Consider the following 20,667-nt stretch of genomic DNA (forward strand, 5'->3'; position numbering starts at 1 on the left):
AAAGCCTCTTATTCTCAAGATAATAAGTGATCAATTTAAAACATACATCTTGAATGTTGGTTTGTCCCCAAAAAATTTGATTAATAGCCGAACAAACATAGGTTGCGTAAGAAGTTTTTACAATACCAGAACTCTGGTAGATTTAGGTTGGGAATGTGATAATAATAGAAGTACCTTGTTTTTCTTTGGAATCAATTTCAACACTACCACCAATTTGTTTAGCTCTTAAAGCAATATTTCTCAGTCCAAGTCCGCGTGTATTGCCAATATTAACAAAGCCTTTGCCATTATCTTCAATAGTGATGATAGCATAAGTATTGTGACCTATTAATTGCATATTTACTTCGCTAGCTTCAGAATGCTTTATAATATTATTTAAAACTTCTTGAACTATTCTGTAAAGTTGAAGTTCAGTTTCATCATCTATTTGGGTTGGAAACTTATAGGTATAAAACTCAATAGCTATTGATGTGTTGCTCTTTAATGTGTTTACTAAATCTTTAATAGCTTTTTCAAGACCAACAAATTTTAAATCAGAAGGAGATATTTCATGAGAAAGGTTTCTAACATCTTTACATATGTTGTCTATACTATCACTTATGGCTTGGTTAGTTACATTTTCTGAGATGAAACGTTTAAGATAGCTCAATTGACTTCCTACATTGTCATGTAGCTCTTTACTTATTCTTTTCCTTTCTTGATCCTCTCCTTTCATAAAGGCTGATAGGCTTTTTCTCTCTTCAAGTATTAATTTTTCAGACAAACGATTTCTTTGATCGTAGATGTCCTTTACCATTAAAATTACAGAAAGTGTAAGGAATAAAATTTCTAAAAATGAAGTATAAAATATTATAGGTAAACCGAAGACTATTCCATTTATAATTCCAAAACCATGATATAAAATAGTACAACACACGCCAACTATCATAAAAATATAAGCTAAGGCAAAAAAAGAGGTTTTTTTAAAATTAGTTTTTAGAAAAGCCACTATTTGGAAAGCAATGAGAATACCCAAAACTAATAAAGAGAAATACCAAAGCTTTACAAATAAATGAATCCATGCCTCGCTTATGGTTGTAAAATGTATAAGTATTCTTAATGTTATACAAGCAATCAAAAAAATATCTACAAGCTGTTTTAATCTAGGTGCATATTTTTTTGCTTCTAAAAATCTTTGTGAAAAAAGAACAAAGAGAATCAAAGAGACTTCGCTAAATAGGATATAGTTAGTATAAGTATTAAAGATGTCATTTTTAGGTAATAAAATTTGAGAAAACAATCCTGTATACGCAGTAATATATAAGCCTAAAAAAATGATGTACAGACCATAAATGAGATATCGCCATTTCTTTACAAAACAGAAGACTAATAGGCTAAAAACAATGGACAATATACTTATACCAAAATAAATGCCTAAGCTTATTTGTTGTATTGTGTTTTCTTTTGTGAAAAGCGAATCATTTTTAATTAATATAGATGTTACCAAAGGTTTTCCCTTATCCTTTTTCAAGACAATTCTATAATTTGAAAATTCATTAGCTTCAAGGTTCAAAGGAAAAGCAAACAAACGATGAGAGAAAGCTTTTTGTGAGACGGGATATTTTATACCTGTTTCATATAAAAGTTTATACAGTCCATTATTCTTTTTTAAAACAGAAACCTCGTTAATCAGAGCGTTGCTTAGCTCTAAAATCAAAACACATGATTTGCTCGTTTCATTCTTTAAATTAAAATCTACAATATTTACTTCTCTTTCATAGTCGGAATAAAAGAAGTCTTTTTTGTTTTCAACGGAACTATTATTGACAAGGTTAAGTGTTTTAAGATTTGCTTTTTGAAATTCTGAAGTTATACGCAATGTGTCAGTTACTTGAGCCAATATGCTATGAAACGAGCATAAATCAAGTAAAACGAAAAGGATAGTTAAATTAGATAAGACTTTTTTCATTGACAAGCGTTATCAAATCAATGGAGTTATGAATATTAAGCTTTTTAAAAATATTCTTTTTATGAGTTTCCACTGTATAAGGGCTTATGAATAAGTTCTCAGCTATCTGAGGCACATTAAGACCCTTAATCAGTTCTTTAATAATTTCTTTTTCGCGTTGCGTAAGTTTAATCCTTTCTACAAAACCATCATTTTCTTCAACCGAATTAACAACACCTTTTCCAATATAAAAAACAGGATTATTAAAAACAGAATCAATAGCATTTAAAAGGTCGGAGGAAGAACAATTTTTAAGTAAAAACCCATTGGCTCCATATTGTTTCGCTTTTTTTACGATACTTTGTTTATTATACATAGTGAGTATAATAACCTTAATTGATGTAGAAAATGTTCTTATTTCTTTTAGAATGTCTAAACCATTTACGGTTGGTAAATTAAGATCTAAAAGTATAATATCTGGATTATTATTTCTTATGAAATCTATAGCTTTATCACCATCCACAATGGTATCAATTTCATAAAAGTCATCATAACTTTTTAGAATAGAAACTAAGCCATCAATAACAATTTGATGATCTTCACAAATGAGAATTTTTTTGGATTGAAGCGTCATGGTTTTCAGTACCTTTTAAAGATACTAAAAAATGACTAATGACTTTAATCGTTGAGTTTTAGAACAGCCATAAACGCTTGCTGAGGTATTTCTACATTACCTACTTGGCGCATACGCTTTTTACCTTTTTTCTGCTTTTCTAAAAGTTTACGCTTACGCGAAATATCACCACCATAACATTTTGCGGTAACATCTTTACGAAGTGCCTTAATAGTTTCACGAGCAATAATTTTTGCTCCAATTGCCGCTTGTACAGGAATATCGAACTGTTGTCTTGGAATCAATTCCTTCAACTTTTCAGTCATCTTTTTACCTATAGTGTAAGCATTATCGGTATGTACTAATGCTGAAAGTGCATCAACAGTTTGCGCATTTAATAAAATATCTACTCTAACTAACTTAGAAGCACGCATACCAATAGGAGCATAGTCAAAAGAAGCATAACCTTTAGACACAGTTTTTAACCTATCATAGAAATCAAAAACAATTTCAGCTAAAGGCATGTCAAAACTTAACTCAACACGCTCAGTAGTCAAATACGTTTGGTTGGTAATTTGCCCACGTTTTTCAATACAAAGACTCATTACAGGACCAACAAAATCTGCTTTAGTAATGATTGTAGCTTTGATATATGGCTCTTCAACACGATTTAAGGTTGAAGGTTCTGGTAAATCTGATGGGTTGTTTACAATAACAATTTCATCAGGGTTTTTATTAGTAAAAGCATGGTAACTTACGTTAGGTACTGTAGTGATTACCGTCATGTCAAACTCACGTTCTAAACGCTCTTGAATAATCTCTAAGTGAAGCATACCCAAGAAACCACAACGGAAACCGAAACCTAAAGCAGCAGAACTCTCAGGTGCAAATACTAAGGAAGCATCATTAAGCTGAAGCTTTTCCATAGAGGCTCTTAGCTCTTCATAATCTTCTGTATCTACAGGATAGATACCAGCAAAAACCATAGGTTTTACGTCCTCAAAACCAGAAATAGCATTTTTAGTTGGTTCTTTAGCATCGGTTATAGTATCACCAACTTTTACTTCACGAGCATCTTTTATTCCAGTAATTAGGTAGCCAACATCACCAGCTTTAATTTCTTTTTTCGGATGTTGTTTAAGCTTTAAAGTTCCAACTTCATCTGCAAAATAATTTTTTCCTGTTGCGATGAATTTAATGTTTTGTCCCTTCTTTATAGAACCATTTATAACTCTAAAATAGGTTTCTACACCTCTAAATGGGTTATAAACAGAGTCGAAAATTAAAGCCTGTAACGGTTCGTCTGGATTACCTTTAGGAGCAGGAATACGGTCAATGATTGCGGTTAAAATATCAGCAACACCAAGACCGGTTTTTCCACTAGCAGGAATAACTTCAGAAGGATCGCAACCCAACAAGTCAACAATATCATCGGTAACTTCTTCTGGGTTGGCACTTGGTAAGTCTATTTTGTTAAGAATTGGAATAATTTCCAAGTCGTTTTCTAAAGCAAGATATAAGTTAGAAATAGTTTGTGCCTGTATACTTTGAGCAGCATCAACAATAAGTAAGGCTCCTTCACAAGCAGCTATAGAACGCGATACTTCATAAGAAAAATCAACGTGACCAGGTGTATCAATAAGATTTAAAACATATGGCTCACCGTTATGGACATAATCCATTTGAATGGCGTGGGATTTAATGGTAATACCACGCTCACGCTCCAAGTCCATGTTATCGAGCAATTGGTCTTGTTTTTCACGATCTGTTACTGATCCTGTAAAATCCAAAAGACGATCTGCCAATGTACTTTTTCCGTGGTCTATGTGTGCAATAATGCAAAAATTACGTATGTTCTTCATCTCTTTTTCTAAGCTACAAAATAGTTCGCAAATATAATTGATTTGAATTGCTTTATACTATCAAATTTTACTTTTAAGTAGCTGTTAATGCGGTAAAACCATAATGTTAAGTAAAAAACAATTTATATATTGCGTTAGAAACCTAACTAATGATTGCTAGCCTACGACTTTTTTTTAGTGTAATTCTTATTGCACTTAGCTCTTATGCACTTGCTCAAGATTTTTCAATATCAGGAAAAGTTGTTGATTCAGAGAATACTCCTATTGAGCTAGCTAATATTTTGATTTTAAACTCGGAAGACGAATCCTATATTAAAGGAACATCTACAGATGGGAATGGTTTTTTCAATATTGAAAACCTTTCTTCAGAAACATACCTGTTGAGAATAAGTTATATTGGTTTAGAAACGTTTGAGCAAAAGATAATATTAACAGGAAATCTAGATCTAAAAACCATTACATTATCAGATACTCCTGAAAGTTTAGAAGAGGTTACCGTTATAGCAAAAAAGCCGACTATAACTCGCCAACCTGATCGATTGATTTTTAATATTGAAAATACAGCTTTAACCGAAAGCTCAACACTCGGAGTTCTTAAAAGCACACCAGGAGTTATAGTTACTGAAGGAAGCATAAATATTAAAAGTGCTCCTGCAGCTATATATATTAACGAAAGAAAGGTACAGCTAACCTCAAGTGAATTGATTCAACTTTTAGAAAGCGCTCCTGCAAACAGTATAAAGTCTATTGAAGTGATTACAAATCCACCAGCAAGTTATGATGCAGATAGTGGATCGGTCATTAACATCATTATGAGCAAAAACTTGGTTACAGGTTATAGAGGAAGTGTACAAACCAATTATACTCAGGGAGTTTTCCCTAGATATAATGCAGTAACGAGTCATTATTTTAAAAATGATAAAATCAACGTTAATGTTAACTATAGCTATACCAATCAAAAGATTAATAGAGATCAAGATGATCGTGTAAATTATTTAGATAATTCTAATGAAATAGACGAGGTCTGGAAATCTAATGTTAACAGAAACACTTGGTCAGAAACACATAATCTAAATCTGAATTTAGATTATTTTATTGACGAAAAAAACACGTTGAGTTTAACAAGTACAGGCTTATATATGCCATATTTCAAATATCAAATCCGAAACAATACAGATATTTTTGATGAAAATGGTGATTTTGAATCGAACTTTACAGCAGATAATCTCTCTCGGGACAATAAGTATAACATAGGCACGGATTTGATTTTTAGACATGATTTTGAAAATAAATCTAGTCTCATTTTCAATGCGCATTACACAACATATGATTATGAGCGTAAACAAAATGTATTTCAAGATGAATTGTTAGAGATTGATGACTCTGAATTTACAACATTAGCAAATCAAGACACACAGATTATCACCGGAAAGGTGGATTACAGTTTACCTGTAAATGAAAGTTCAAATTTTGATGCAGGTGTAAAGTTTTCTAATGTAAAAACAGATAGCGATATCACAAGGTTGGATATAATAGGAGGTTCAGAAGTTGTTAATGAGGATAATACAGATGCTTTTCAATATGATGAAACAGTTTTTGCAGCATATTCCAACTACAGTAAATCTTGGGATAAGTGGGATATAAATCTTGGTTTAAGAGTAGAGCAAACCAATATTGAAGGACAATCAGTATCGTTAAGCGAAACTAATACTCAAGATTATTTTAATTGGTTTCCTAATGCTAGTATATCTCATAATATTTCAGATAATTTCACGGTTTATACAAATTATAAAAGAAGCATATTCAGGCCGAGTTATACAAACCTCAATCCTTTTACATTTTTTATTAATGAAAATACAGTCGTTCTAGGTAATCCTAATTTGGTTCCAACATATAGAGATCACTATAAAATAGGAGCTAATTTCTTAAAACATTTTACAGTTGAGGCTTATTACATGAATTATGATGGTGATATTGTAGAGCTTCCTAGACAAAATAATGACACAAATATCATTGCTTATACTCCTACAAATCTAGATAAGAAAGTAGATTATGGCTTCGATTTTATTTTTGATTATTATCCAACGAATATATGGAACTTATACTTTGTGACATCATTTTATAATATTACTGAAGAGTCTGATTTTGGTGAAGGTTTTGTGGAGCAAAATCAATGGTCTAATTACAGCTTATTAAGTAATAATCTATCCTTGTTAGAAGATAAAAGTCTAAGTATTAATCTGACCTTATATTGGATAGGGAAAAATCTACAGCAATTTCAAACTGTTGAAAACAGATTAGCATCGGAATTAAGCTTGTCTAAAACAATTTTAAAGAAAAAAGGTGTAATATCTTTATCTGTAGATGATTTGTTTAATATGCAAGATTATGAATCATCAATTAACTATCTCAATCAATCAAGTCAAAGGTTTATAGATATAGACAACCGTTATATAAAAATAGGTTTCAGTTATAAGTTTGGAAATACAAAGCTTAATACTAATGAGCGTAGAACTTCAGAAGAAGAACGCCAAAGGTTGAAAGATCTTAATTAGAGCAAACATAAACAAGATGCTGAGATAAATTCAGCATCGCAAAATGAGAGTTATTCTATTAATCCTGCCATTCGGCAATAAACAGGTTAGTATCTCTAGTGCCTCCATTATTTCGGTTAGATGAGAAAATCAAATACTTACCATCGTTAGAAAATACAGGGAAAGCTTCAAATGTATTACCATGTGTAACGCGTTTTAGGTTTTTCCCATCAATATCAATCATATAAAGATTAAACGGAAAACCAATTTCACTTTCAAAATTAGAAGAGAACAATACCTTTTCTCCACTTGGGTGAAAAAATGGACTCCAATTGGCATTACCTAAATGTGTTAACTGACGCATATCGCTACCGTCGGCATTACAAATAAAGAGTTCCATATCACTAGGCTCTACTAAACCTTGAACTAATAAATCTTTGTATTCTTTTTGTTCTTTTTCGGTTTTAGGACGCGACGCTCTAAAAATAAGTTTACTACCATCTGGTGAAAAGAAGGCACCACCATCATAGCCTAGCTCATCCGTAATTTGCTTTACATCTGTACCGTCTATATTCATAGTATAGAGTTCTAAATCACCGCTTCTTGTTGAGGTAAATACAATTTTATCACCTTTAGGCGACACGGTAGGCTCAGCATCATAACCATCCTCATTAGTGAGTTGCTTCACGATGTTTCCTTCTAAATCGGCCACAAAAATGTCGTAAGTATCATAGATAGGCCAAATGTATTTTCCGTTTTCTTTTAGAGGAACTTCAGGACATTCGTCACCTCCCAAATGCGTAGAGGCATAAATAATGTGTTTGTTATCCGGTAAGAAATATGAACAAGTTGTACGTCCTTTTCCTGTACTTATCATTGGTGGAGCAATACTGTCGGTAAATGTTTCATTGGCATCCATTAAAAACATTTGGTCACAATTTACTCCCCATTTTTTATTGTTAGATTGAAAAATAATCTGTTTGTCATCAAAACTCCAATAAGCCTCTGCATTATCACCTCCGTAGGTTACTTGTCGCAAAGACTTGAAATTTTTTTCCTCAGGATAGATTAAGGATTCATTCATTTTGGTAGCACCAGAAGTAGAATCTGTAGCAGTATTATCTTTTTCATTTTTACATGAAATAAATGCAAAACCAGCAAGAAAAAAAACAGCTAATCTGTTCATAATAAAGAATTATAATAAATGGCGATTAATGCCTAATTTTGAGCAAAAATAAGATTTAAGATGAAAAAAATTGTCTTTTTAGGAGTTTTAGCAACAATACTGTCTTGTAAAACTGAACCAAAAGTTGCAGAGAATAAAATTAAAGAAGATGTTGCTTTTTTGGCCGATGATAAACTCGAAGGTCGCCAAACAGGAACGGATGGGGAGAAAAAAGCATCAGAATATTTGATAAAACGTTTTAAAGAGATTGGATTGCAGCCCAAAGGAACCGAAGGCTATTTACAGTCGTTTTCATTTAAACCTAAGACGGACCCTCACAAAGAAGTGGAGTTTACTACTAATGCAGATAGTACCATTACAGGAAATAACATTATTGGCTATATAGATAATAACTCTAAAACAACTATTGTCATAGGCGCGCATTACGACCATTTAGGTTACGGAGGCGAAGGCTCATTATATAGAGGTGAAGAAAAGGCTATTCACAATGGTGCCGATGATAACGCTAGTGGAGTAGCCGTTTTATTGAATTTAGCAAGCAGATTAAAAGTTAAAAGTGATACTAATGAGGTAAAAGATAAAAACAACTATTTGTTCATGGCTTTTTCAGGTGAAGAAATGGGTTTGCTGGGCTCTAATTACTTTTCAAAAAATCCAACTATAGATGCCAAATCCATAAACTATATGATAAATATGGATATGGTTGGGAAGTTAAAAACCGATAGTACTTTGGCTGTTTATGGTGTTGGTACTTCTCCAATGTTCAAACAGACTTTGATGTCAAATAATGAGAAATTCAAATTGATTGAAAATGAAAGTGGAGTAGGACCAAGCGACCATACTTCGTTCTACCTTATTGATATTCCTGTACTACATTTTTTTACAGGTCAGCATGAAGATTACCACAAACCAAGTGACGATTCAGATAAACTAAATTACGAAGGCATGGATTTAATCTCAGATTATATTTTTGATATTATTTCCGACTTGGATGATAATGGCGAATTAGCGTTTAGAAAAACAAAAAATGAAAGTGAAGAAACTCCACGATTCAAAGTAGGCTTGGGAGTTGTACCAGACTATTTATACGATGGTGAAGGTATGCGTATAGATGGCACCAGAGAGGAAACACCAGCATTTAATGCAGGTTTACAAAAAGGTGATGTTGTTGTAAAATTAGGTGATAATACCATTACAGACATGATGAGTTATATGAGAGCTCTGTCTGTGTTTGACAAAGGAGATGAAGCAGACATCACAGTAACACGAGGAGATGAAACTATAGAAACTAAAGTTAAATTTTAAGTCAAAACTACAATTGTGTATATTTACTGACTAACAACCATATAATCTAAAAATGAAAAGACTTATATCCTTATTTTGCTTATTTACATTATTAACCGCATTTACTTGCGAAAATGAACCTTTGGACTCAGATGTTCAAACTAATGTAACCAATCCGAATCCGGATATTAACCTAATTGGTACATGGGATTTAGTAGAATTTTCCACAACGCTAGGTAATACAATGGAATTTGCTGGTCAAACCATCGTAAGTGATTTAGATATTACAGGTACAGAATATAATTATACTCTAGAATTCACAGAAAATTCATATACTACAAATGGTAGCTACAGCTATGTTGCTAGCGTCTTATTTGACGGAGTTGAGATGTCCAGCGAACCATATACACTTGAAAGTGTAAGTGGTAATTATAGTATTGATGGAAATGAAATGACAGTTGATGGTCAGTTTTTTGAATTTTCTTATGAAGGAGAAGTTGATAGTAGCGCCTTTGAAGGCGAACAAACAGCAACCTACGAATTATCAGATGATGGGCAGACGTTGACCTTTGTTCAAGATGAAGTAATTGTAACGGAGGATAGCACAACAGGAACTGTTGTAACCAGTAACGTGAGCGGTACATCTGTTTGGCAGAGACAATAAAAGAGATAAACAATATTGCAATATTGTTTATTAATTATATCTAGCTCATCATAATAGTTCCACAAATACCTAAACTTACAATACAATACAAAGCGGCTAAAATAAACAATACTTTAGCCGCTTTTTTATAGCGTTTAAGTAAGATAAAGCCTATTATAGCTAATAGAATTGCTGGACCAAACATAATGGCTAGAATAAAATAAAGTATACCATCTAAATTACCTACTTCTAAAAAAAACATAAAATTAAATTGTATTAAGAATTATACGGCCTTATCTACCTAGCTCTGTTAGTAAATATAAAGGTTTCAGTTTTTTTTTTATTGTAAACCTATTTATAGGTTAGAATAGAAATATTATAATTGATTTCTAAGTTCTTCTAAACGCTCCTTTTTATCATCACGATAAAATAAATTCATGGTTTCAAAAGGAATAATTTTATTGTCCTTATCAACGATATGCACACATGATTTTTTTATGGCACGTACATCAAAATTATAAGCATCAATAAACTGCATAATTATGATTCTGAACAAATTATCATACCCCAAATTTGGAGCATCAATATTGGGTAAACAACACATTATAGATTTTAGATTCTCCTCTGCAACCTCTACTGAATTACCTGTACTAAACAAATCAATCATTTTACCATGCAGTTGTTCATCTTGCTCATATATTATGGTGTTTTTACTATTATCTAATAAATCATTAGGGTTAATATACCGTGTCAATGGAAAGACTTCCCCATCTAATTTTAAAGCATATCCCATAACCAACGCATCAGGATTACAAGGTACAGGAAGCAAATCATCGGGATTAAATATTGAGGTTTGTTCTAATATTTTTCTGCGCACTTCTGTAAGAGTCATTCTATCCGTTTCAGGATTAAAATTTTCTAATCGTCCCGCAATTTGTGTAGGCTGAAAGGTTACTCCTCTAACACATTTTTGTTGTAAGGCAAAGTCAATAATTTTGCCAATTTCGTCATCATTTAAACCTTTTTGAAGGGTAACGACTAAGGTAGTAGAAAGGTTTAATTTGTTTAAGTTTTCAAGTGCTTGTTTTCTTATATCGTTTAGGTCGGCACCACGTAATTCTCGCAATACAGTATTTTCAAACGAGTCAAACTGTAAATAGATTTCAAAATCTGGTGCGTAGGTTTTTAGGCGTTCTGCGAAAGTGATATCCTTTGCAATTTTAATGCCGTTGGTATTCAACATTAAATGCCTAATCGGTAATGATTTAGCATAATCTAAGATTTCCCAAAATTGTGGGTGTATAGTTGGTTCGCCTCCAGAAATTTGTACAACATCAGGCTCTTTTTCATTTTTTACAATGGTGTCTAGCATGGTTTTAACTTCGTCTAAAGTTCTATGTCTACCATAGGTTGGCGAAGAACCAGCATAACAAGTTGGACAAGTTAAATTACAACGGTCTGTTACTTCAACTACCGTTAGGCAACTGTGCTGTTCATGGTCTGGGCACAACCCACAATCGTACGGACAACCATAGTGTGTTTTGGTGTTAAATGTATAAGGTGTTTCACTAGGTTTGTTGTAGTTGCGAATGTTTTTGTAATATTCAATATCATCAGCAATTAACACTTTGCTGTTGCCATGTTCGTTACAACGTTTTAGCATATACACATTGCCGTTTTCAAATACAATTTTGGCGTCAACACGCTGTAAACATTCTGGGCATAAGCTTAAAGTGAAATCGTAATAGGTATATTTTCTAGTGGGCATTTTTTAGTTTTTGAATGATGAATTTTGAATAAAACAACCAACAAATTACACATAAAATTTGAATGCTGCTCAACCCAAATACATAAAACACATTGGGTTTTATAAATTCAATAAAAAACCTAAACCCAAAATAGCTAAGCATGAATATTTTGAACAAGTCACCATTTTTTAGCAGAACTTTTTTCTGAATCTTTTTTAAAACGAAAAATAAAATAATCAAGAAAATTAACTCGTAAAGAGATGTGGGATGTCTCATTAGTCCATCTCCCAAATCCATTCCAAAGATTGATGTTGTTTCTTTACCATAAGTAAACTCGTTTACGCCAGATAAAAAACATCCAATCCTACCAATAAAAATTCCTAAAATAATAGGGAACACAAACAAATCACCGGACGACTGTTTTTCTCCTATGATGTTTTTTGCTAATTCTACACCAAGTAAACCACCAAACAAACCTCCCATAATGGTTTTTGTATTTAACAACTGAATAAGATTCTCTTTGGTAAATTCAATAAGAGGATTTTCAAAAAAACCAACTATACGAGAGCCTATCAAAGCGCCTAAAGCAGCACCCAAAATAATGGATAAGCGATTATTGCTAGAAATAATATCCTTACTGTTTTTTCTTAGAATAACATAGTACCTAAAAGCGATAAAAAAGGCGAGATACTCAAGTAGTAAATGCACGTTAATAGTGATCCCGAAAACTTCTGGTTGAAAAGGAATGTTCAATGTAATTGTTGAAAATATATCAGATTATCAAGATACACACATTATCTTAAAAAGTCTTAGCTTTGCAATAAAATTCTACACTTGGTTAAAATTGACAACATAGAACTACCAGATTTTCCTTTGCTTTTAGCACCAATGGAAGATGTTAGTGATCCACCTTTTAGAGCTTTATGCAAAGAGCAAGGTGCCGATGTGGTATATACTGAATTTATCTCCAGTGAAGGTCTGATTCGTGATGCTGCAAAAAGTGTTATGAAGCTAGATATTTATGAAAAGGAACGTCCTGTTGGTATTCAAATTTTTGGTGCCAATATGGAAAGCATGTTGCAAACCATAGACATTGTTGAAAAATCCAACCCAGATATCATAGACATTAATTTTGGTTGCCCTGTAAAAAAAGTGGTATCTAAAGGTGCAGGTGCAGGAATTCTAAAAGATGTCTGTTTGATGGAGCAATTGACTGCTGAAATGGTAAAACGCACTAACTTACCTGTAACTGTAAAGACACGATTGGGTTGGGATCACGATTCTATAAAAATTGTCGAGGTTGCCGAAAGACTTCAAGATGTGGGTTGCAAGGCCATATCCATTCATGGTCGTACACGTGCACAAATGTATAAAGGAAATGCCGATTGGAAACCTATAGCTGAAGTAAAGAATAATCCAAGAATGCACATTCCTGTATTTGGTAATGGTGATGTTAATACTCCAGAACGCGCTTTAGAAATGCGAGACAGTTACGGATTAGATGGAGCTATGATTGGTAGAGCGTCCATAGGGAATCCATGGTTTTTTAAACAAGTTAAACACTTTTTTGAAACTGGTGAACATCTAGCACCAATCTCTATGGTAGAGCGTGTAGAAGCCGCTCGTCGTCATTTACAAATGTCAATCGACTGGAAAGGGGAAAAGCTTGGAGTTTTTGAAACCAGAAGACATTATACAAATTACTTTAAGGGTATTCAAGATTTTAAGGAATATCGCATGAAAATGGTAACAAGTGATGAGTCAAAAGATGTGTTTGATACTTTCGATGAGGTCTTAGATAAATTTGCAGACTATCAATTTGAACAACAATTCTAAGATTGAATCAAATTCTTTGTGATTCTCTGAGAAGCTATTCTAGAAGCAATTATTCCTAGTGCGAAAATCGTGGCTAACACGACAACGATATTAAAGAATTTCAATACCACAGGATAAGGCAATTCTGGAGTAAGCATTATCAATTCGAAGGATTGCTGGGCCAAAACAATAAGCAAACCAAGGATCACTCCAATAACTCCACTTACAATAGTCATAAGGCTACCTTGTAAAAAGAAAATAGACTTAATGGATTTGGTTTCCGCACCAAGACTAAACAAAGTGCTCAAGGATTTCTTTTTATCTAAAATCATCATAATTATCGCTCCAATAACGTTGAATAAGGCAATGATAATCACTAGTGTGAAAATAAGATAAATAGCTAGGTTTTCAGTATTCAACATTTTGAACAAAGCATCATTTAGTTGCTCTCTGTTTTTTATGACAAAACGATTTGGAAATACGCTTTCTAGCTGAGATCTTATTTCAGATTCATCGGCTTCAGAATTTAGTTTTAACTCTAGAGAACTTATTTGTCTTTCGTTATAATTCAAAAGATTTCTAGCCAATTCAATATTCGAAAAAATATATTTATTGTTTAGTTCTTCATTGATATCAAAAAGCCCAACATTATTTACAAAAGCTGAATTGTAAATACTTTTTAGTGAACTAGATTGCCCAACTCCAGGTTTTGGAACGTAAATAGAAAGCGCTTTTCTGAAATTTAAAATTCCAAAAGAAAGATTATTCGAAATTCCCCATCCAGCAACCACATCATTACTTTTTGATACCCAATTACCCTGTGTTACCATGGAATCTATATTGGTAACCTCAAGAAAATTAGAATCAACACCTTTTAAAGTAGCTAATAAGTTTTTGTTTTCAGATTTAATGATAACACGCTCTTCAATAATTTCAGAATATGAAGCAATACCCTCAATGTTGTTCAGTTTTGAAATATCCTCTTCCGAAAACATAAAAGATTTGCCTTCGGTTGGAATCAATTTTAAATCTGGATCTACAAACGAAGAAAACTCAAGACTAAAATCTTTAAGACCAGCAAATACTGAAAGGACTATAAAAAGTGCGGCAGCAGCAATAATAACACCAGCCGAAGCAATGAGCGTCATAATATTTATAGCATTATTACTGCTTTTAGAAAACAGGTAACGTTTTGCTATATATAATGGAAAATTCACTTAAGATTTTTTGCGCTTGCCTAATAAATCTGGGTTTTCAAGAGGATTATCCTCACCTTTTAGAGAACGCTCAATACCATCGATATATTCTAGAGAATCATCAATAAAAAACTCGAGCTGAGGCATGCGTCTTAGCTGATGACGCGTACGTTGTGCCAATTCGTGCCTAATTAAAGGTTTGTTAGACCGTATACCTTCCAACAAAGGTTTTGCTTCTTTATTCGGAAATATACTTAAGTAAACCTTAGCTATAGAAAGATCTACAGTAACATTCACCTTGGTCACCGAAATAAGGATGCCTTTTAATCCACCTTCAGAAGCGGCACGTTGCAATACATCTACCAAATCTTCTTGTAGAATTCCCGCTATTTTTTTCTGTCTATTACTTTCCATACTGCAAAAGTAGATGATATTAGGGATAATCTCGATTTAAAATAACAAAAATCATTTTTTTAAACCTTAATTTTCACGTTATTGAACCTACAAAAGTATACATATCATGAAAAAAATTGAACATATAGGTATTGCGGTAAAAGATATAGACACTTCAAACGAGCTCTTCGCATCATTATTTGGAAAGGAGCATTATAAGATTGAAGATGTAGAAAGTGAAGGTGTAAAAACTTCTTTTTTTGAATGTGGGCCAAATAAAATAGAATTATTACAAGCCACGAATGAAGAGAGTCCGATTGCTAAATTCATTAAGAAAAAGGGAGAAGGGATTCATCATATTGCTTTTGCTGTAGATGATATTGAAAGTGAAATAGCCCGATTAACAGGTGAAGGTTTTAAGATGATTCATGAAAAACCTAAACGAGGTGCAGACAATAAATTGATTGCATTTTTACATCCAAAATCTACAAATGGTGTATTAATAGAGTTGTGCCAAGACATTAAGGAATAATTTTCTTGTAGAGTTTTAAAATATGTAGTAATATTGCACACTCTTTTTAAAAGAGTAGTGTTAGCATAATGCTAATTGGTCCTATAACTCAGTTGGTTAGAGTATCTGACTCATAATCAGAAAGTCCCTGGTTCGAGCCCAGGTGGGACCACAAATTAAGCCTTACAGAAATGTGAGGCTTTTTTGTTTCTACAAAATTCAGATTTTAAGTAAATTAATTGTAAGATTTTGGTTTTTTGCCCTAGGCAATATAAATTTAATATTATATTTGCGTTAAATACGCATCAAAAAATGTGAGAATCTTCCCTATTTTTACCACATTTTAAGTATTTCGTCGACAATATTTGTCGTTTAAAGATGCTTTTTGATTAATAAAATTTTTTTGACTCGGTTTTTTTTATACTTTTACGGCAGTTTTAACAGTATGCAGAATAAAAATATGTTTGCCTCAATCTTATTTTTTTTCGTAAGTGTAGCATCTATTGCTCAGGTGAATCAACCACCTCCGCCTGCTCCACCACCTCCACCATTTCTTCCTATAGACAATGGAGTTGTGTTTCTTTTTATTGCTGCTCTTATTTATGGAGCCTATAAAGTTTATAAGATATCAAGAAAAGTAGCTTAATTTCTTAGCTCGTTAAGTCGTTTTACATATTTACCTATTACATCAAATTCTAGATTAACAGAATCTTTAACCTTGAGTTCTTTAAAACTTGTATGGTTATAAGTATAAGGTATTATAGCTACAGAAAAACTATTTATTTTAGAATCAACAACAGTTAAGCTTACACCATTTACTGTAATTGAGCCTTTTTCAATAGTGATGTTACTTAACTTTTCATCATACTCAAAAGTGTAAACCCAACTACCGTCTTGTTCTAATATATTTGTACAAATAGCCGTCTGATCTACGTGACCTTGTACGATATGGCCATCAAGTCTATCACCAAGTTTCATAGCGCGCTCAATGTTTACAATGTCTCCTTCTTTCAATAAGCCAAGATTTGTTTTGTTCAGAGTTTCTTGTATGGCCGTTACAGTATAACGGTTACCATCAATGGCAACGACGGTTAAACATACACCATTATGAGCAACACTTTGGTCTATTTTTAGTTCGTTTGTTATAGAAGTTTTCAGGGTAAAGTGAAGATTTCCACCGTCAGATTCTATTTTCTCTATGGTTCCAAGATCTTCAATAATGCCAGTAAACATAAATTGTACTTTATTTGGTTAAATTTGCATTTACAAAGTTATGTACATATTATACACCAATAACCAATTTTAATAAAAAAATAGGATAGGATAGTAGATGAAAAAACAAACACATATAATTGTTGGTATTTCTGTTGGTGACCTTAACGGCATTGGACCTGAGATTATTATTAAATCATATGAAGACCCTAGATCTTTAGAATTAAGCACTCCTGTAATTTTTGCATCTAGCAAAACCATGCAGTTCTTTAAAAACCATTTTGATAGTAAAATCAACTTTTTCAATATAGATTCACCAGATAAAGTGGTTCATGGAAAAGTAAATGTGGTAAACGTATGGAAAGAGCCAGTAAAAATAGAGTTTGGTAAAGAAGATAAGAAAATAGGTGAATATGCTATTAAGTCGCTTGAGGCAGCTACCAAAGCTTTAAAGGAAGGATTAATAGATGTTTTGGTGACAGCTCCTATTAATAAGCACAATATTCAGTCAGAAAAATTTAACTTCCCAGGTCATACGGATTATCTTGCCAGAGCATTAAACGGAAAAAGTCTAATGTTCATGGTTTCGGATAATTTACGTGTGGGTTTGCTTACAGATCACGTGCCTTTAAAGGATGCTAGTAATCATATTACAGAAGCGCTAGTAAAGGAAAAAATAAGTACGGTTACAAAATCATTGAAACAAGATTTTGGAATTAGAAAACCAAAAATAGCCGTATTAGCTATTAATCCTCATGCAGGGGACAATGGTGTTATAGGAAATGAAGATGATACTGTTTTAAAACCAACACTAGAAAAAATAAAAGCAAATGGCACTTTAGTTTATGGTCCTTATTCTGCTGATAGCTTTTTTGGCTCGAACACTTATAAAAATTTTGATGCTATTATTGCTTCATATCACGATCAAGGATTAATACCGTTCAAAACTATAGCCTTTGGCAAAGGAGTAAATTATACTGCAGGATTGGAAAAAGTAAGAACCTCACCCGATCATGGTACAGCTTACGAAATTGCAGGAAAAGGTGTGGCAGATGAAAGTTCTATGAAACAAGCTATTGTAGCTGCAATTAAAATTTTTAGAAACCGAAGGGAATACGATTTTTACAGTAAAAACCCGCTAAAAAAGGCTTCTAAATAGTTATAAACAAAATTTGTTGATATCTGTCCTTTAAATAAGGAAAAATTATTATATTTGCACGCTCAAAATGAATGTGGTAATGAAGGAATTAAAAGAATATATAATCCCTTTCGTTGGATTAAAGCTTGGAGAACATCATTTTGAATATGAAATAGACAATAAGTTCTTTCAGCATTTTGAATACGATGAGTTTAATGAAGTTGACGTAAAAATTGATCTAAACTTCCAGAAAAAAACAACACTTTTAGAGTTACTTTTTTCAGCGAGTGGATCTGTAAACGTTAACTGCGATATTACTAATGAGCCTTATAATCAAGAAATTGAAGATACCTATAAATTGGTTGTAAAGTTTGGTGAAGAGTATAATGATGACAATGAAGACATATTGATTGTTCCGCATGGTGAATATGAAATCAACGTTGCTCAATATATATACGAACTCATTATTTTGGCTGTACCTGCAAAGAGAGTACATCCAGGTGTTGAAGATGGTACATTAAAATCTGAGATACTTTCAAAACTAGAAGAATTGAGTCCTAACAAGGAAAAAGAAGAGAAAACGTCAGAGGAAATTGATCCTCGTTGGAATAATTTAAAGAAACTATTAACGGATAAATAACATTTGAAATGGCACATCCAAAGCGTAAAATATCAAAAACCAGAAGAGATAAAAGAAGAACACATTATAAAGCTTCTGCTCCTCAAATAGCAACTTGCCCAACTACTGGTGAGCCACATTTATATCACAGAGCTCACTGGCACGAAGGAAAATTATACTACAGAGGTCAAGTATTAATTGACAACTCAGTTGAAGAAGAAAACGTTGCATAATTATTATGCATGCATATAAGAAAACGCTCACTTGTGAGCGTTTTTTTTGTTTTAATTTTCTGAATCAATCAAATTCTACTTAATTTGCACTATTATTTGCCAAAAAGTGTTTAAAAATGGTTAAAAACAATTGATTTTTAGCATTTTTCTATACTTTTAATTAATCTAAAAGCTAAGAATGAGTAAAATCACAGCGGCAATTACAGGTGTCGGCGGTTACGTCCCAGATTTTGTTTTAACGAACAAAATACTAGAGACAATGGTAGACACAAATGACGAGTGGATAACTACTCGTACCGGAATTAAAGAAAGAAGAATTCTTAAGGAAGAAGGAAAAGGCACCTCTTTTTTAGCCATAAAAGCAGCGGAAGATTTAATCCAAAAGAAAGGTTTAGATCCAAAAGAAATTGAGTTGGTTATTGTATGTACAGCTTCGCCAGACATGAAAGCGGCGTCAACAGCAGCATACACTGCTACTCAAATAGGGGCAGTAAATGCATTTTCTTTCGATTTAGAAGCGGCTTGTTCCAGCTTTTTGTTTGGAATGTCTACAGCAGCAGCTTATATAGAATCTGGACGTTATAAAAAAATACTTCTTATAGGTGCAGATAAAAACTCATCATTTATAAACTATAAAGACAGAGCTACTTGTATTATCTTTGGAGATGGTGCAGGGGCAGTACTTTTTGAGCCAAATGAAGAAGGTCTTGGACTTCAAGATGAGCTTCTAAGAAGTAATGGTGAAGGAAGAGAGTTTTTACAGGCCACTTATGGTGGTTCTTCATACCCTATTACACAAGAAGCATTTGACGAAGGCAAGCATTTTGTATTCCAAGATGGAAAAACAGTATTCAAAAATGCAGTTTTTAATATGGCTGATGTGGCTGAAAGAATACTAAAAAGAAACAACTTAACTAACGACGATATAGCTTGGCTGGTAGCACACCAGGCAAACAAGCGTATTATTGATGCAACTGCTAATCGCATCAATTTGGAAGAAGGAAAAGTTATGATGAATATCCAGAAATATGGAAATACAACATCTGCGACTTTACCTTTATTATTAAACGATTACGAATCTCAACTAAAAAAAGGCGATAATATTATTTTTGCTGCTTTTGGTGGTGGATTCACTTGGGGCTCAATTTATTTTAAATGGGCTTATAATTCTTAATAACAACTAACTAACAAAATATCTAAAATTATGGATTTAAAAGAAATTCAGAACTTAATAAAATTTGTAGCTAAATCAGGCGCAAGTGAAGTTAAGTTAGAAATGGATGACGTTAAAATTACCATTAAAACAGGTTCAGAAAATGAAACGACTATAGTTCAGCAAGTACCAATGCAAGCTGCACCTATGGTACCTCAAGCTGCACCAGTTGCTCAACCAACTGCGCCAGCAGCAGAGAGTGCGCCAGCGGCTACATCAGCTAGTGAAGATTCAAAATATATTACAATAAAATCTCCAATTATAGGAACTTTTTATCGCAAACCAGCACCAGACAAACCAGTATTTGTTGAGGTGGGTACAGCAATTAAAGAAGGAGATGTTCTTTGTGTGATTGAGGCAATGAAATTATTTAACGAAATAGAATCTGAGGTATCAGGTAAAATTGTTAAAGTTTTAGTAGATGACGCTTCTCCAGTAGAATTTGATCAGCCATTATTCTTGGTTGACCCATCTTAATGTAAAATCCCAATTTTCAATTCCAAATTCCAATATATTCTATTTCGGAGTTTGTTTTTTGAA

At 32.9% G+C, this 20,667-nt stretch carries 21 protein-coding genes and 1 tRNA gene; 12 read left to right on the forward strand and 10 right to left on the reverse strand.

Annotated elements, in window-relative coordinates:
* Positions 1 to 142: 142 nt before the first annotated feature.
* From QGM60_RS13470 to lepA, 3 genes are read right to left on the reverse strand one after another with little or no spacing between them, the layout of a single operon-like run.
* Complete coding sequence (locus tag QGM60_RS13470) at positions 143 to 1,948, reverse strand: 7TM diverse intracellular signaling domain-containing protein (protein WP_281140780.1); 1,806 nt, start codon at positions 1,946 to 1,948, stop codon at positions 143 to 145.
* Positions 1,929 to 2,561, reverse strand: a complete 633-nt coding sequence (locus QGM60_RS13475; RefSeq protein WP_281140781.1) for a response regulator transcription factor — start codon at positions 2,559 to 2,561, stop codon at positions 1,929 to 1,931. The genes QGM60_RS13470 and QGM60_RS13475 overlap by 20 nt, the downstream gene beginning before the upstream one ends.
* Positions 2,562 to 2,605: 44 nt before the next feature.
* Positions 2,606 to 4,402, reverse strand: a complete 1,797-nt coding sequence (gene lepA / locus QGM60_RS13480) for a translation elongation factor 4 (protein WP_281140782.1) — start codon at positions 4,400 to 4,402, stop codon at positions 2,606 to 2,608.
* Positions 4,403 to 4,551: 149 nt separating this feature from the next.
* Between lepA and QGM60_RS13485 the strand changes: the two genes are divergently transcribed.
* Positions 4,552 to 6,957, forward strand: a complete 2,406-nt coding sequence (locus QGM60_RS13485) for an outer membrane beta-barrel family protein (RefSeq protein WP_281140783.1) — start codon at positions 4,552 to 4,554, stop codon at positions 6,955 to 6,957.
* Between the two features lie 58 nt (positions 6,958 to 7,015).
* On the opposite strand, the gene QGM60_RS13490 is transcribed toward QGM60_RS13485, so the two are convergent.
* Positions 7,016 to 8,122 (reverse strand): hypothetical protein, encoded by a 1,107-nt coding sequence (locus tag QGM60_RS13490; protein ID WP_281140784.1) that lies wholly within the window; start codon positions 8,120 to 8,122, stop codon positions 7,016 to 7,018.
* A gap of 60 nt (positions 8,123 to 8,182) precedes the next feature.
* Here QGM60_RS13490 and QGM60_RS13495 point away from each other — a divergent pair, with 60 nt between their 5' ends.
* Positions 8,183 to 9,427: a M28 family peptidase gene (locus QGM60_RS13495; RefSeq protein WP_281140785.1), complete on the forward strand. Its 1,245-nt coding sequence runs from the start codon at positions 8,183 to 8,185 to the stop codon at positions 9,425 to 9,427.
* Positions 9,428 to 9,479: 52 nt separating this feature from the next.
* Complete coding sequence (locus tag QGM60_RS13500; RefSeq protein WP_281140786.1) at positions 9,480 to 10,070, forward strand: hypothetical protein; 591 nt, start codon at positions 9,480 to 9,482, stop codon at positions 10,068 to 10,070.
* A gap of 40 nt (positions 10,071 to 10,110) precedes the next feature.
* Here the strand turns inward: QGM60_RS13500 and QGM60_RS13505 are convergent, their stop codons facing one another.
* From QGM60_RS13505 to QGM60_RS13515, 3 genes are all read right to left on the reverse strand, one after another.
* Positions 10,111 to 10,311 (reverse strand): hypothetical protein, encoded by a 201-nt coding sequence (locus tag QGM60_RS13505; protein WP_281140787.1) that lies wholly within the window; start codon positions 10,309 to 10,311, stop codon positions 10,111 to 10,113.
* Between the two features lie 114 nt (positions 10,312 to 10,425).
* A complete protein-coding gene (locus tag QGM60_RS13510) occupies positions 10,426 to 11,817 on the reverse strand; it encodes a radical SAM protein (protein WP_281140788.1) in 1,392 nt (463 codons plus the stop codon).
* Entirely contained in the window at positions 11,807 to 12,550 is a 744-nt protein-coding gene (locus QGM60_RS13515; RefSeq protein ID WP_281140789.1) for a prolipoprotein diacylglyceryl transferase family protein, read from the reverse strand. Before QGM60_RS13515 ends, QGM60_RS13510 begins: the two co-directional genes overlap by 11 nt.
* An 81-nt stretch (positions 12,551 to 12,631) precedes the next feature.
* On the opposite strand from QGM60_RS13515, the gene dusB reads away from it, so the two are divergent.
* A complete protein-coding gene (gene dusB / locus QGM60_RS13520) occupies positions 12,632 to 13,633 on the forward strand; it encodes a tRNA dihydrouridine synthase DusB (protein ID WP_281140790.1) in 1,002 nt (333 codons plus the stop codon).
* Here dusB and QGM60_RS13525 read toward each other — a convergent pair.
* Together QGM60_RS13525 and rbfA are read right to left on the reverse strand one after the other, a co-directional pair.
* Positions 13,630 to 14,829, reverse strand: a complete 1,200-nt coding sequence (locus QGM60_RS13525) for an FtsX-like permease family protein (RefSeq protein WP_281140791.1) — start codon at positions 14,827 to 14,829, stop codon at positions 13,630 to 13,632. The genes dusB and QGM60_RS13525 overlap by 4 nt on opposite strands.
* Entirely contained in the window at positions 14,830 to 15,222 is a 393-nt protein-coding gene (rbfA, locus tag QGM60_RS13530) for a 30S ribosome-binding factor RbfA (protein ID WP_281140792.1), read from the reverse strand.
* A 106-nt stretch (positions 15,223 to 15,328) separates the two neighbouring features.
* On the opposite strand from rbfA, the gene mce reads away from it, so the two are divergent.
* The 3 genes from mce to QGM60_RS13545 all read left to right on the forward strand — a co-directional run bounded on the left by mce (position 15,329) and on the right by QGM60_RS13545 (position 16,358).
* Positions 15,329 to 15,733, forward strand: a complete 405-nt coding sequence (gene mce / locus QGM60_RS13535; protein ID WP_281140793.1) for a methylmalonyl-CoA epimerase — start codon at positions 15,329 to 15,331, stop codon at positions 15,731 to 15,733.
* Positions 15,734 to 15,810: 77 nt separating this feature from the next.
* A tRNA-Ile gene (locus QGM60_RS13540) sits at positions 15,811 to 15,884 on the forward strand.
* Positions 15,885 to 16,157: 273 nt separating this feature from the next.
* Positions 16,158 to 16,358 carry a hypothetical protein gene (locus QGM60_RS13545; protein WP_281140794.1) on the forward strand — a complete coding sequence of 67 codons (201 nt, stop codon included), beginning with the start codon at positions 16,158 to 16,160 and terminating at the stop codon, positions 16,356 to 16,358.
* Here the strand turns inward: QGM60_RS13545 and QGM60_RS13550 are convergent.
* Positions 16,355 to 16,945, reverse strand: a complete 591-nt coding sequence (locus QGM60_RS13550) for a riboflavin synthase (RefSeq protein WP_281140795.1) — start codon at positions 16,943 to 16,945, stop codon at positions 16,355 to 16,357. The two genes, QGM60_RS13545 and QGM60_RS13550, sit on opposite strands and share 4 nt — an antisense overlap.
* 97 nt (positions 16,946 to 17,042) lie before the next feature.
* On the opposite strand from QGM60_RS13550, the gene pdxA reads away from it, so the two are divergent.
* The 5 genes from pdxA to accB all read left to right on the forward strand — a co-directional run bounded on the left by pdxA (position 17,043) and on the right by accB (position 20,604).
* Positions 17,043 to 18,083 (forward strand): 4-hydroxythreonine-4-phosphate dehydrogenase PdxA, encoded by a 1,041-nt coding sequence (pdxA, locus tag QGM60_RS13555; protein ID WP_281140796.1) that lies wholly within the window; start codon positions 17,043 to 17,045, stop codon positions 18,081 to 18,083.
* Between the two features lie 79 nt (positions 18,084 to 18,162).
* Complete coding sequence (locus QGM60_RS13560) at positions 18,163 to 18,702, forward strand: DUF177 domain-containing protein (protein WP_281140797.1); 540 nt, start codon at positions 18,163 to 18,165, stop codon at positions 18,700 to 18,702.
* A gap of 8 nt (positions 18,703 to 18,710) precedes the next feature.
* Positions 18,711 to 18,914: a 50S ribosomal protein L32 gene (gene rpmF / locus QGM60_RS13565; protein ID WP_281140798.1), complete on the forward strand. Its 204-nt coding sequence runs from the start codon at positions 18,711 to 18,713 to the stop codon at positions 18,912 to 18,914.
* A 178-nt stretch (positions 18,915 to 19,092) separates the two neighbouring features.
* A complete protein-coding gene (locus tag QGM60_RS13570) occupies positions 19,093 to 20,088 on the forward strand; it encodes a beta-ketoacyl-ACP synthase III (RefSeq protein ID WP_281140799.1) in 996 nt (331 codons plus the stop codon).
* A 30-nt stretch (positions 20,089 to 20,118) separates the two neighbouring features.
* Entirely contained in the window at positions 20,119 to 20,604 is a 486-nt protein-coding gene (gene accB, locus QGM60_RS13575) for an acetyl-CoA carboxylase biotin carboxyl carrier protein (protein ID WP_281140800.1), read from the forward strand.
* Positions 20,605 to 20,667 lie beyond the last annotated feature (63 nt).

The organism is Winogradskyella sp. SYSU M77433, assembly GCF_029911945.1.
In the GTDB taxonomy this organism is placed as follows: Bacteria; Bacteroidota; Bacteroidia; order Flavobacteriales; family Flavobacteriaceae; genus Winogradskyella.